Origin of the sequence: Janthinobacterium sp. BJB304 (assembly GCF_002735765.1) — a bacterium.
Classification (GTDB): Bacteria; Pseudomonadota; Gammaproteobacteria; order Burkholderiales; family Burkholderiaceae_D; genus Janthinobacterium.
On sequence record NZ_PDZN01000028.1, the window covers coordinates 56,941 to 68,683 of the forward strand.

The window sequence follows — 11,743 nt, forward strand, 5'->3', positions numbered from 1 at the left end:
AGAGTAAGGCAGCGCCAACCAAAGGAGAACGAATGGTTTCGCCATTTGATATGCGCGCAGCAAATATGGACGACACAACGGACGGCGCATATCGATAGTCGGAAACATTCGTTCCAGCGCCCTGCCCCGGCCCTTACTGTGGGCGTGTACCGATACCACCAGGAAGGGCCGCCATGTGCCAGTTACTCGCAATGAACAGCAGCAAGCCGGCCGCGCTGGGATTTTCCTTTGCCGGCTTTGCCGAGCGGGGCGGCCGCACGGACGAGCACCGCGACGGCTGGGGCATTGCCTATCATTCCGGTAGCGGCTGCACTTTGCTGACCGATCACCTGGCGGCCATCGATTCGCCGCTGGCCGCCCAGGTGCAGCAACATCCCGTGAAGGCGAAAAACATCGTCGCGCACATCCGCAAGGCCACGCAGGGCCGCATCGCACCGGAAAACACGCACCCGTTCGCCCGCGAACTGTGGGGCAAGACCTGGTCCTTCGCCCACAATGGCGATCTCAAAACGTGGCGCGCGCCCGCCAATGCGCATTACCAGGCCAGCGGCGACACGGACAGCGAACAGGCGTTCTGCCACCTGCTGGCCCGCTTGCGCACACAGTTTCCCGCCGGTGAGCCCGCGCGCGCCGCCCTGCGCGCCGCCATCGCCGAGGTCGCCAAGGACATCGCCGCGCACGGCACCTTCAATTTCATCCTGTCGGACGGCGAACTGCTGTTTGCCCACTGTTCCACGCATCTGCACTATGTGATCCGCGAATACCCGTTTTCCGTGGCGCAGCTGATCGACTGCGAGCGCAGCATCGATTTTCGCCAGCACAACCACCTGGACGACCGCATCGCCGTCATCGCCACGCATCCGCTGACGCAAAACGAGGACTGGCTGGCGTTCGCGCCCGGCGAACTGAAACTGTTTGGCGGCGGCACCTTGCTGCCGGCAAACGATGCCGCGCCGCAAGACGTGTATATCCAGATCAGCTACTGAAGGGAAACTAAAGGGAAATATTCAAATGGAGGGAAAGGCCCGCCGCCGGATGGACGGGCTGAAATGCTGGCGGGCCGTCAGGCCGAATTGCAGTTGCAGAAGCGCTTGCGCTTGGGGTCGCCGCTGGCGATGCCTGCGGGGTCAATCTGTTTCCAGCAAAAAATCGTTTCCACGCCATACGGCGAACGCACATTGCCCGCCTCGATGTAGCCCTGCTTGACGAAAAAGGCCTGGCTGCTGGCCGTGCTGTGCAGTTGCAGGGCCTTGATGCCCCACTCGCGCGCCTGCGCTTCCAGCTGCTCCACCAGCGCCTTGCCGGCGCCGCGGCCTTGCGCCTCGGGCAGCAGATAGCACAGGGCCAGCTTGCCGGCGCGCGTCAGCAAGCCGACGCCGACGACGGCGCCCTGCTCGACTGCGACCAGCGAAAAATTGGTGGGCGACGCAAACCAGCACGCCACCATCTGCGGTGTTTTATTGCCCAGCCAGGCTTCCAGGATGGCCGGATCGTCCCGATGATCGAGGCTGCAGCATTCGACGATGGAGCGTCGTAATACGTTGCACGCCTCGAAAGCGTCGGTCGATGTTGCAATACGAATTTCAAGACTCATGTACGCTCACAAAATATTCCAGTTGCCGATGCAGACGGTTTTACCCCTGTATCGTGCGATTCGACTATACACCAAGCGGCGCAATCGGGTTTTTTGCCGCACGCCACGCGCTGGTTTTGCCTATGGCGCCATGCTTGCAGACTAAGTGCTGATGCGCGCCTTGCCCACGAATGTTTCCAAAAATCGATATCTGTTTTTTAGCGCAAACGGGAATCGTATCTAAGCATATTACGAAAAATTCGTTTCTTTTCCGGCCGGAATTTTAGACTATGTCTGTCTATTCTCACAACAAGAGTTCAACATGACCCATTCCAACGCCGTATCGACTGCCGCAGCGACACTCACCCAACGCTCGCGCCGCTGGTTCCTGGCCAGCGCCCTGGCCGCTTCCGCTGCCGCCATGAGCCTGCCCATGAGCGTGTCCGCCGCCGAACCCGTGGTCTTGCTGAACGCCTCGTACGACGTGATGCGCGAATTGTTCAAGGATGTGAATCCCGCATTTATTGCGGATTGGAAAGCCAAAACGGGCGAAACCATCACCATCAAGCAATCGCACGGCGGTTCGAGCAAGCAGGCGCGCTCCGTGGCCGACGGCCTGGAAGCGTCCGTCGTAACCATGAACCAGGCCAATGACATCGATATCCTCGTCGACCGCGGCCTCGTGGTGGCCGACTGGGCCAAGAAATTCCCGAACAATGCGGCGCCGTTCTATTCCACCATGGTATATCTGGTGCGCAAAGGCAACCCGAAACACATCAAGGATTGGGACGATCTGGCCAAGCCCGGCATCAAGGTCATCGTGCCGAACCCGAAAACCTCGGGCAACGGCCGCTACACCTACCTGGCCGCCTGGGGCTATGCCGTGAAAAAAGGCGGCAGCGAAGCGCAGGCGCGCGACCTGGTGACCAAGCTGTTCAAGAACGTGCCCGTGCTCGACGGCGGCGGCCGCGGCGCCACCACCACCTTCACGCAGCGCGAAATCGGCGACGTGCTGGTAACGTTCGAAAACGAAGTGCAACTGGTGCGCGCCGAATTCGGCGACAACTTCGAAGTGGTGTATCCAAGCATCTCCATCCTGGCCGAGTCGCCGGTGGCCGTCGTCGACAAGGTCGTCGACCGCCGCGGCATCCGCAAGGAAGCCACGGCTTACCTGCAATACCTGTATTCGGAACCGGGCCAGGAACTGGTCGCCAAGCACTATCTGCGCCCCCGTTCGCCAGCGGTAGCAAAGAAATACGCAGCCAGCTTCAAACCGATCACCCTGTTCACCATCGATGAGGTGTTTGGCGGCTGGAAACAGGCACAAAAGAAACACTTTGACGACGGCGGCGAATTCGACAAGATTTATCAGAAGTAATCTGATCTGCATCAACGAGAAACCGGGACTTGTCCCGGTTTTTTTATTGCCTCTACATCGTCACTGTTTCTGCATCAGCAGCTTGAATTGCGGTGCCCAGCGCCCGTCCACCAGCATCTCGCTGGCCGCTTCATAGGCATTTCCCGATGGCGTCCAGCGCACGCGGTAGGTCAGCGCCTTGCCGCTGGCGCCCACGTACTGCGTGGTGGGAAAGTCGAGGCCTCCGTCCGCCGGCAGCATCGTGCCGCGGCTATAGCCACCGCTGTTTTCCAGGTACAGGAAGACCACCCTGCCTGCGGCGGCATCGTGGTAATACGTGGTTTCGCCCACGTAGTCGGGCTTGCCGGGACTGCGCACCGTGTGCACGTCGCGCAGCATCTGGCCGCCGTACAGCCACTGGAAACAGTGCTCATCCGTTTGCTTCCCACCAGGAAATTCGCCCTTCCAGCAATGCCCGGCCAGGAAGGCCATCGGCTGCAGCGCCGCGATGGGGCCCGCCAGCACGGCAAATGAGGGCAACAGCAGCAGCAAGGGCAATGGACGCATGGCAAACCTCCAGGGTGTTGCAGCCAAGTATAGGCGAATACCATGCTTGCGCCAGCGCTGGCACACGCTTTGCGCATATCGATATGCGCATCGATTCGTGGTCAAAAGCGTGCGCGCGCCGTACTCTGGCCCTGTCGCGCCATACGGCGTATAACGGGCACAAAGGAAACATCATGGCTATCTCAGAAGTGAATGTACGCAACCAGTTTCGCGGCAAGATCAAGGAAATCATCTTTGGCCCCGTGGTGTCCGAAGTGGACGTGGAAACGCCGCACGGCATCGTCACTTCGGTGATCACCTCGCGCTCGATCAAAGACCTGGACCTGAAAGTGGGCAGCGAGGTCATCGCGCTGGTCAAGTCGACGGAAGTGTCAATCGCCAAGATCCAGTAAGCGTTGCCCGCCCCCACTGACTTCAGGGCTTGATATACGCATAGCCTTCCTGCCACTGCAAGCGGCTCAGCTCGGCCACGCCCGAGGGCACGATGACGGCTTCGGGCAGCACGCGCTGGCGGTCGATGTTGCGTCCTTGCAAGGTGTTATTACAGACGCGAAAGCTCACGCCCCGCTGGACCAGCTCGCGCACCACCGCGTCATACGGCGTGCCGTTCTTGTCGGTGGCGCCGTCGAGCAGGAAATCGATGCCGGGGCCGTGCGCGACGAGCACGATGGTGGCTTTGGGGCTGGCGTCCAGGTGATTGCGAATATTTTTCAGCGCAGCCGTGGCATTGCTGGCGTCATTGACGTGGTACACCACCTTTTCCTCCTTCTGCGCGGCCGTGGCGGCGGTGCAGGAGAGCAAGGCGAGGAGGATGGCGGTGAACCAGCGGCGCAAGATTGTCATGCGATGTCCATTCAGTATCAGATTAAAAACATTGGCATCATATCAATCCCTGAACAAATAGGTAAACGTGCGGCTGACGGGCAGCTTTTCCGTACTGCCCCGCACCAGCACCTGCATGCGCTCGGCGTCGATGCGTTCGGCCGCCTCGATGGCTTTCACGTTGACCATGGTGCCGCGGTGGATTTGCCAGAACTGTTCCGGATCGAGGCCGCCCAATAAATCCTTCAGCGGCGTGCGCACCAGCGCTTCCGAGCCGGCCAGCACCACGCGCGTGTACTTGGTGTCGGCCTGGAAGAACAGCACGTCGTCGACGTCGATCAGGCGGATCTGCCTGCCCACGCTGGCCCTGATCCATTTCAGCTTGTCGCGCGGCGGCGCCGGCAAGGCGGCGCGCAGCGACTGCAGCAAATGGGCCATGTCGGCCGGCTGGGCGCCCAGCTTGTCGCGCAGGCGGGCCAACGCCCGCTGCAGCCGCTCGGCCTGCACGGGTTTCAGCAGGTAATCGACGGCGCCCGCGTCGAACGCGTCGACGGCGTACTGGTCGTAGGCCGTGACGAACACCACGTGCGCCCGCTTGCCGATGCGCTCGGCCACTTCCAGACCCGACAGGCCCGGCATGCGGATGTCGAGGAAGACCACGTCCGGCTCATGTTCGAGGAAACCGTCCCAGGCATCGTTGCCGTTTTCCGCCACCAGCACGACTTGCGCCTCTGGCCAGGCTTGCGCCAGCAGCATTTGCAGGCGCTCGCGCATCAGGGGTTCGTCTTCGGCGATCAGGATGGTGGGATTCATGCGGTGGCTTCTTTCAGGCTGGATGCAATTTTGATGGGCAACACTATGTCAGCGATCACGCCGCCCTCTTCGCCGTTGCGCAGGCTCAGGCTGGCGGATGGAGCGGACAGCAACAGCCGGCTGCGCACGTTTTCCAGGCCCAGGCCACCTCCGGGCGCGCTGTCCTCGCCGCTTTCCGGCAAGCCCATGCCCGTGTCCCGCACGCGCAGGCGCAGCATGCCGTCCACCCGCAGCGCCGACAGGCTGATCTCGCCGCCGCGCAACGATGGTTCAATACCATGCTTGATGGCATTTTCCGCCAGGGTCAGCAAGATCATGCTCGGTATCGTCGCGTGCGCCAGCTCGGCCGGCAAGTCCAGCGCCCAGCGCAGGCGCGAACCCATGCGCGCCTGCATCAGGCGCAGGTAGGCGGCCACCATGTCGAACTCGCTTTGCAAGGACACTTGCTCGCTGCGCATCTCCGCCAGGCTGGCGCGCAGGAAGGCGATCAGGTCGGCCGTCAGCGCCGCTGCCCTGGGCGCGCCCTGCTCGGCCAGCTGCTGCACGGCGCCCAGGGTATTGAACAGGAAATGCGGCTCGATCTGCGCGCGCAGCAAGCGCAGCTGCGATTCGCTCAGTTCGCGCGCCAGGCGGTCGCGCTCGGCATCCTGCTGCAGCTGCAGGGTCAGCGCTTCGTACTGGCGGTTGCGCCAGGTGGTCACGATCGCCAGCGGCACCATGTAGAACAAACCGGCCACCAGCAGGGCGACGCCGCCCACGCGCAGCAAGCGCTCGAAAGCCATGGCCATGGAACCGGTATCGCTCAAGCCGGCCAGCAGCACGCCGGCCGCCACCCCAGCCGCGCAGGTCGAGACGATCAGCAGGAGTTTCTTGAACTTGTAACGCACGGAACTGCGGTAATTGAACCAGACGCCCACCAGGCCCCACGCCAGCGCAAAACCCAGGCCGTTGCTGAAGACCAGGGCCTTGAGCAGTTCAAACCTGGCCGGCAGCAGCAGGTGCAGGACAACGCCGATGGCGCTGAACAGCAACATCAGCTTGAACGCGGCGATGTAAAAACCGGCGCCACGGTACTTGAGCAGGAAATCGTGCAATTGCTGGCGCTCGATCGGCGTCAGCTTGACCAGCTTCATGGCGACGTAGCGGCGCACCCGTCCCTGTACCTGCGTCGCCATTTCGGGGTGTTTCAGCACCCGCAGCGATTCCTCATCGATGCTGCGGTACCAGTCCGTATATTTTTTTAACATGATGCGTTCTCCGTAGTCCGTGATGCAGGCATGAACGCAGTCTACGGCGCCCCGCTTGCGGGGCCTAGCGCGGAGCGACGAAGCACGAAGGGGCAGGCATCAACGACGAAGCGCGCGGCGCCTGCCGCATCAAGGCTGGCAATCTTGCTGAAATCATACGAAGTTTCCAGGATGAAATCAATAATTGCGCAACAATTTTCACTACGGCAAGAATAACCCCATTTATTTGCCAAATTGCCCGCAAAGCCGCCTGTCGCGGGCTTGTACCGTAGACATCGCTTGATCTTTAATGGTATTGTTTAAGCTTGGCAAATATTGCCTCCGAGATACACGCCGCGTCCCCGCGCGGCCCTGTTCCGGATTTGCGCGCAGCGCCCACGATGGCGCCCCAAAACTGCTTTCCCACATACAATCCCATGCTCAAAAAAATGTTCGCCGCGGTGCTGATGACGCTTTCGACAGCGGCCATCGCCGTGCCCTTCGGTTCCCAGTCGATCCTGGTGGTCGAAGACGGCACAGGCAAAGTCTTGCTTGAAAAAAATTCCAACGTGGTGGTGCCGATCGCCTCGCTGACCAAACTCATGACAGCCATGGTCGTGCTCGACTCCAAGGCGAATATGCAGGAAGAGATCAGCATCGACCGCGAGGACGTCGACACCTTGAAACACAGCACTTCGCGCGTGCCCGTGGGCGCCACCCTGAGCCGCCACGACGTGCTGCAACTGGCGCTGATGTCGTCCGACAACCGCGCCGCCGCCTCGCTGGCGCGCACTTTCCCCGGCGGCCCCACCGCATTTGCCGTGGCCGTCAACGCCAAGATCAAGGCCCTGGGCATGCGCCAGACCGTGATCGAAGAGCCGACGGGCTTGTCGCCGAATAACCAGTCGACGGCGGCCGACCTGGTCAAGATGGCCGTGGCGGCTTCGCGCTACCCGGAAATCAGTCGCATCACCACCGATTCGAAGGATGTGATCCAGATCAAGGGCCGCGACGTGGAATACCACAACACGAACCGCCTGGTGGGCGCCAAGGGCTGGGATATCGGTCTGTCGAAGACGGGCTACACGAATGAAGCGGGCCGCTGCCTGATCATGCGCATCAAATCGGCCGGCAAGTTCGCCACCATGATCCTGCTCAACGCGCGCGCCAATTCCGTGCGCGCCATGGATGCCGTCAACATCCGCCGCATGCTGGCGGCCGAGAACGGCATCGAAGAGCCGAAAGTGATGCGCGCTTCCGTCAGCCGGCACAAGAAGGCGCCGGCCAAGCCATCGAAGCGCCGCCGCGCCCGCTAAGCACGGCTGAATGCCGGGGTCAGACCCGACGGGTCTGACCCCATAACTATTTCCCCTGCCGGTTGGTCATCACCACGCCGGCAATCGTCACCGCGCCGCCCACCAGCATCGAGGCCAGCACCGGCTCCCCCAGCAGCGCCGCCGCCAGCACGATGCCGAACACGGGCACGAGGTTGTTGAACACAGCCGTGCGCGACGGACCCAGCGCCTTGACGCCCTCGTAATACCAGACAAAACCGATCACCGTGCCGAACACGCCCAGATAGCCGATGGCGGCCCACACTTGCCAGCCAAAGCTGTGCCACGGCACGGTCGGGAATTCCACCACCGCCCCCACCAGCAGGAAAGCCAGGCCCCACATCGCCGCATACGTGGTGGCGGCGATGGGCGACAAGCCCTTCAGCGCGACCCGGCCGATCAGGGTATAGGCGGCCCAGCTGGAAATGCCGCAGAACATGAAGATTTCGCCGGCGCCGATGCCGCCGCCCGTGCCGTGCAGCACGCCGGCCAGGTCGCCGCGCGTGATGACGATGGCCGTGCCGCAAAACGCCAGCATGATGCCCAGCCACTTGAACGATCCGAGCCGCTCACGGAACAGCATGGCCGAGGCCAGCGCCGTGACGATGGGATTCAAGGCCACGAACAGGGCCGTGCGCCCCGCCGGCATGCGCGACAGGGCCGCCAGGAAGCACAGGTTGTATAAAAAGATGCCCGTCAGGCCCAGCGCCGCCGTCGTCGCCAGCTGTTTGCGGTCCAGGCGCGGCAAGCCCCCTTCCAGTTTCCACGCCAGCACCACGAGCAGCAGCACGGCCACGCCGAATCGCCCGCTGGCGGCCGTCATGGGCGGCATCTGCTGCGCCAGCACGCGGCCCGCGATGAAGGTGCCGCCCCAGAACAGGGCGACGCAGATCAGTTTCAGATAGACGAGCGGCGATTGCGCGGCAGGCAAGGCGGCTGAAGGTACGGCGGAAGAAGACATGGGAGTTCCTGTAAAGCCGCTTGCGCGGCGGGTGGCGTACATGCTGTACACTTATATATTAATACTAATATCAATTCATGAAATAATGAGTAAACACTCATACAACAGGAAAACCACAGCATGACCTTCACGCAACTGGAAATCTTTACCCTGGTGGCCGAACTGCACGGTTTTTCCGCCGCCGCCGCGCAACTGGGCATCAGCCAGTCGGCCGTCTCGCATGCGTTAAAAGCGCTGGAAAAGGAGATGGGCGTGGACCTCATCGTGCGCCACCAGGCGTCGGCCGAGCTGACGGACGTGGGCCGCCAGCTGCTGGTGCGCGCGCGCGAAATCCTCGGTCTGTCGGAAGCCATGCGCCAGGAAGCGGCCGACGTGCTGGGCCAGCGCCAGGGCAGCCTGCGCATCGGCTCCTTCGGCCCCACCTCGTCGTTGAACCTGCTGCCGGCCATCACGGCGCAATTCCGCCTGCGCTATCCGGGCATCGCCCTGCGCATCGACGAAGGCGCCGACCATGAAGTGGTGCAGTGGATACGCGAACGCAGGGTCGACGTGGGTTTCGTCGTGCTGCCCGACGAGCGTTTCGACACGGCGCCGCTGGTGGAAGACCAGATGATGGCGCTGGTGCCGCGCAGCCACCCGCTGGCCAGCGAAACCACCATCACCCTGGCGCAGCTGTGCGAAGGGCCGTTCATCATGTCCGAGGCGGGCTGCGCCTGCCTGATCGAGCCCCTGTTCGCCGACGCGGGGCTGCAGCCACATGTCCCCTACCGCATCAGCCAGGTCATCACCATCCTCGACATGGTCAGCCGCGGCGACGGCGTCTCCATCGTCGCCGAACTGGCCCTGCCGCAGCGGCTGCGCGAACAGTATCCGGAGCTGGTCGCCCTGCCCTTGAATCCGCCCGTCAGCCGCAAGGTGGGCCTGGCCGTGCGCGACCGGCGCCAGAACACGCCGGCCACCAACGCTTTTTTTGAAGTCGCAAAGCAGATGGCGCCGACCCTGGCGCCCCGGCGTACTTAAAGTTTAAAACGTCTCCCACTCGTCGCTGCGCTCCTGCTTGGCGACGGGCGTTTTTGTGGCGGGACGGCTGGCGATGCGCGGCGCGATGGGCGCGCGCGCCACGGGCCTTGCGGCATGCGGCACGGCCGCCGGCGCCTGCCCGTCATCGAGCTTGAACACCCCCACCACCTGCGCCAGGGTGCTGGCCTGGTCCTGCAGGCTTTCTGCGGCGGCCGCCGCCTCTTCCACCAGCGCCGCATTCTGCTGCGTCACCTGGTCCATCTGCGCAATCGCCTGGTTCACCTGTTCGATGCCCGAGCTTTGCTCGACGCTGGCGGCCGTGATTTCGCCCATGATATCGGTGACGCGGCGCACGCTGTCGACAATTTCCTGCATCGTCGCCCCCGCCTCGTCGACCAGGCGCGCGCCCGAATCGACCTTGCCCACCGAATCGTCGATCAGCAGCTTGATTTCCTTCGCTGCGCCAGCGGAGCGTTGCGCCAGGCTGCGCACTTCCGTCGCCACCACGGCAAAGCCGCGTCCCTGCTCGCCCGCGCGCGCCGCTTCGACGGCCGCATTCAGGGCCAGGATATTCGTCTGGAAGGCGATGCCGTCGATGACGCTGATGATGTCGACGATCTTCTTCGACGAGTCATTGATCGAGGCCATGGTGTCGACCACCTGCGCCACCACCTGCCCGCCCTTGCTGGCCACGCCGGACGCCGATTGTGCCATCTGGTTGGCCTGGCGCGCATTATCGGCATTTTGTTTGACGGTGGAAGTCAGCTCCTCCATCGAGGCGGCCGTTTCTTCCAGCGAGCTCGCTTGCTGTTCCGTGCGCGACGACAGGTCCTGGTTGCCGGCGGCGATTTCCGACGACGATACCTTGACCGATTCGCTGGCCGTGCGGATCTTCACCAGCACGGCGGCGATCTTGTCGATGAAGCGGTTGAAGGCGCCCGCGATCTGCGCCAGTTCATCCACGCCGGAAGCGTCGAGGCGGCGCGTCAAATCGCCCTCGCCGGAAGCGATGTCGTCGAGCGCGTCGCGCACCAGTTCCAGGCGCTTGAGCATTTTAAAGACCAGCAGCGACAGCAGCAGCGCCGCCAGCCCCGTCAGCAGCGCGGCCGTGACGGTGGCCGTCGTCAGCATCGTCTGCAAGGCTTGCATGGCTTCCTGCTGGTCCAGCACCACGGCCAGCAGCCAGTCGGTGCCCGCCACGCGCGTCACGTACAGCTTGCCGTCGCGCTCATTGAGGCGCACGGCCTCGCTCGCGCGCGAGCTTTCCAGGCGGTTCACCTGCGCGGCCGACAGCGCGGCATCGAGTTTCGTCACCGGCTGCAGGCTCAGTTCCTTGTCCGCGTGGGCGATGATGGTGCCGCTCTGGTCGACGAGGAAGGCAAAGCTGTGCGGCGTCGGCTTGATCGCCACCACGTTGGCAATCACCGTATCGAGCAGCACGTCCGCGCCCGCCACGCCCAGCAGCGCCTCTTTCGGGCCGACGGGCGCCGTGAACGACACCACCAGCTTGTGGCTGGCCGCGTCCACATACGGCGGCGTGAGCATCGGCACGCCCGCCTTGACGGTGTCCGTGTACCAGGCGCGCGCCGTCGGATCGAAATCGGCCGGGCGGCCCGGATGAGTAAACACGGAACGCTTGTCCGCGTAGCCGATGAACACTTCCGCAAAATCGCCGGCCTTTTCCGCGATCTGGAAGGCGCGCAGCGGATCGGGCGTCTCGGCCGACATGACGACCGAGGCCATGACTTTCTTCTTGCCATCGACCCATTGCGCCAGCACGGCGGACTGGCTTTGCAGCAGCTGCTGCATCTGCTGGTCCGACGACGCCAGCATGCTGCTGCGCGTGGTGACGTAATTGGCGACCGACAAGGCCAGCATGGACAGGACGACGATGGCCACGCAAATGAGCACCAGCCGCGTGCGAAGGGAAGACAACATGATGGACTCCTCGTTTCGATTTGATTGGCGTGAAACAGTGCTTTTGCACTACTTCACCTACGCAAGCATTCTCACACAAAAAACGGAACAATTATCATCAATATTCGGAATACAACACATATATTTCCGTAA

General features: G+C 62.8%; 12 protein-coding genes. 5 read left to right on the forward strand and 7 right to left on the reverse strand.

Translation table 11 applies throughout. The features are described from left to right. Positions 1 to 173 precede the first annotated feature (173 nt). On the forward strand, positions 174 to 986 hold the full coding sequence (locus CSQ95_RS25725) for a class II glutamine amidotransferase (protein WP_099411543.1): 813 nt from the start codon (positions 174 to 176) through the stop codon (positions 984 to 986). Between the two features lie 77 nt (positions 987 to 1,063). Here CSQ95_RS25725 and CSQ95_RS25730 read toward each other — a convergent pair whose 3' ends face one another. Continuing rightward, on the reverse strand, positions 1,064 to 1,594 hold the full coding sequence (locus CSQ95_RS25730; protein ID WP_070291260.1) for a GNAT family N-acetyltransferase: 531 nt from the start codon (positions 1,592 to 1,594) through the stop codon (positions 1,064 to 1,066). Positions 1,595 to 1,994: 400 nt separating this feature from the next. On the opposite strand from CSQ95_RS25730, the gene CSQ95_RS25735 reads away from it, so the two are divergent. Then, complete coding sequence (locus CSQ95_RS25735) at positions 1,995 to 2,951, forward strand: sulfate ABC transporter substrate-binding protein (RefSeq protein ID WP_180279166.1); 957 nt, start codon at positions 1,995 to 1,997, stop codon at positions 2,949 to 2,951. A 60-nt stretch (positions 2,952 to 3,011) separates the two neighbouring features. Here the strand turns inward: CSQ95_RS25735 and CSQ95_RS25740 are convergent, their stop codons facing one another. Beyond that, positions 3,012 to 3,497, reverse strand: a complete 486-nt coding sequence (locus CSQ95_RS25740) for a hypothetical protein (RefSeq protein WP_099411545.1) — start codon at positions 3,495 to 3,497, stop codon at positions 3,012 to 3,014. A 173-nt stretch (positions 3,498 to 3,670) separates the two neighbouring features. Between CSQ95_RS25740 and CSQ95_RS25745 the strand changes: the two genes are divergently transcribed. Next, the gene (locus CSQ95_RS25745; RefSeq protein ID WP_034757699.1) at positions 3,671 to 3,889 is read left to right on the forward strand and encodes a molybdopterin-binding protein; all 219 of its coding nucleotides are present in this window, start codon (positions 3,671 to 3,673) and stop codon (positions 3,887 to 3,889) included. A 22-nt stretch (positions 3,890 to 3,911) separates the two neighbouring features. Here CSQ95_RS25745 and CSQ95_RS25750 read toward each other — a convergent pair whose 3' ends face one another. The 3 genes from CSQ95_RS25750 to CSQ95_RS25760 are packed head-to-tail and all read right to left on the reverse strand — an operon-like array spanning position 3,912 to position 6,379. Then, a complete protein-coding gene (locus tag CSQ95_RS25750; protein WP_099411546.1) occupies positions 3,912 to 4,340 on the reverse strand; it encodes a DsrE family protein in 429 nt (142 codons plus the stop codon). 42 nt (positions 4,341 to 4,382) lie between these two features. Then, positions 4,383 to 5,132, reverse strand: a complete 750-nt coding sequence (locus CSQ95_RS25755) for a LytTR family DNA-binding domain-containing protein (protein ID WP_099411547.1) — start codon at positions 5,130 to 5,132, stop codon at positions 4,383 to 4,385. Continuing rightward, positions 5,129 to 6,379: a sensor histidine kinase gene (locus CSQ95_RS25760; protein ID WP_099411548.1), complete on the reverse strand. Its 1,251-nt coding sequence runs from the start codon at positions 6,377 to 6,379 to the stop codon at positions 5,129 to 5,131. Before CSQ95_RS25760 ends, CSQ95_RS25755 begins: the two co-directional genes overlap by 4 nt. Positions 6,380 to 6,795: 416 nt before the next feature. Between CSQ95_RS25760 and CSQ95_RS25765 the strand changes: the two genes are divergently transcribed. Then, entirely contained in the window at positions 6,796 to 7,674 is an 879-nt protein-coding gene (locus CSQ95_RS25765) for a serine hydrolase (protein ID WP_034778183.1), read from the forward strand. Between the two features lie 46 nt (positions 7,675 to 7,720). Here the strand turns inward: CSQ95_RS25765 and CSQ95_RS25770 are convergent, their stop codons facing one another. Further along, positions 7,721 to 8,653, reverse strand: coding sequence for a DMT family transporter (locus tag CSQ95_RS25770; protein WP_099411549.1), 933 nt, complete (start codon positions 8,651 to 8,653; stop codon positions 7,721 to 7,723). Positions 8,654 to 8,773: 120 nt separating this feature from the next. Between CSQ95_RS25770 and CSQ95_RS25775 the strand changes: the two genes are divergently transcribed. Continuing rightward, complete coding sequence (locus CSQ95_RS25775; RefSeq protein ID WP_099411550.1) at positions 8,774 to 9,673, forward strand: LysR family transcriptional regulator; 900 nt, start codon at positions 8,774 to 8,776, stop codon at positions 9,671 to 9,673. Positions 9,674 to 9,676: 3 nt separating this feature from the next. Here CSQ95_RS25775 and CSQ95_RS25780 read toward each other — a convergent pair whose 3' ends face one another. Continuing rightward, positions 9,677 to 11,611: a methyl-accepting chemotaxis protein gene (locus CSQ95_RS25780; protein WP_099411551.1), complete on the reverse strand. Its 1,935-nt coding sequence runs from the start codon at positions 11,609 to 11,611 to the stop codon at positions 9,677 to 9,679. Between the last annotated feature and the right edge of the window lie 132 nt (positions 11,612 to 11,743).

What these genes read in the sequence shown, in the direction of transcription:
- CSQ95_RS25725 (WP_099411543.1), top strand. Translation starts at nt 174, where the DNA reads ATGTGCCAGTTACTCGCAATGAACAGCAGCAAGCCGGCCGCGCTGGGA.
- CSQ95_RS25730 (WP_070291260.1), bottom strand. Translation starts at nt 1,594, where the DNA reads ATGAGTCTTGAAATTCGTATTGCAACATCGACCGACGCTTTCGAGGCG.
- CSQ95_RS25735 (WP_180279166.1), top strand. Translation starts at nt 1,995, where the DNA reads ATGAGCCTGCCCATGAGCGTGTCCGCCGCCGAACCCGTGGTCTTGCTG.
- CSQ95_RS25740 (WP_099411545.1), bottom strand. Translation starts at nt 3,497, where the DNA reads ATGCGTCCATTGCCCTTGCTGCTGCTGTTGCCCTCATTTGCCGTGCTG.
- CSQ95_RS25745 (WP_034757699.1), top strand. Translation starts at nt 3,671, where the DNA reads ATGGCTATCTCAGAAGTGAATGTACGCAACCAGTTTCGCGGCAAGATC.
- CSQ95_RS25750 (WP_099411546.1), bottom strand. Translation starts at nt 4,340, where the DNA reads ATGACAATCTTGCGCCGCTGGTTCACCGCCATCCTCCTCGCCTTGCTC.
- CSQ95_RS25755 (WP_099411547.1), bottom strand. Translation starts at nt 5,132, where the DNA reads ATGAATCCCACCATCCTGATCGCCGAAGACGAACCCCTGATGCGCGAG.
- CSQ95_RS25760 (WP_099411548.1), bottom strand. Translation starts at nt 6,379, where the DNA reads ATGTTAAAAAAATATACGGACTGGTACCGCAGCATCGATGAGGAATCG.
- CSQ95_RS25765 (WP_034778183.1), top strand. Translation starts at nt 6,796, where the DNA reads ATGCTCAAAAAAATGTTCGCCGCGGTGCTGATGACGCTTTCGACAGCG.
- CSQ95_RS25770 (WP_099411549.1), bottom strand. Translation starts at nt 8,653, where the DNA reads ATGTCTTCTTCCGCCGTACCTTCAGCCGCCTTGCCTGCCGCGCAATCG.
- CSQ95_RS25775 (WP_099411550.1), top strand. Translation starts at nt 8,774, where the DNA reads ATGACCTTCACGCAACTGGAAATCTTTACCCTGGTGGCCGAACTGCAC.
- CSQ95_RS25780 (WP_099411551.1), bottom strand. Translation starts at nt 11,611, where the DNA reads ATGTTGTCTTCCCTTCGCACGCGGCTGGTGCTCATTTGCGTGGCCATC.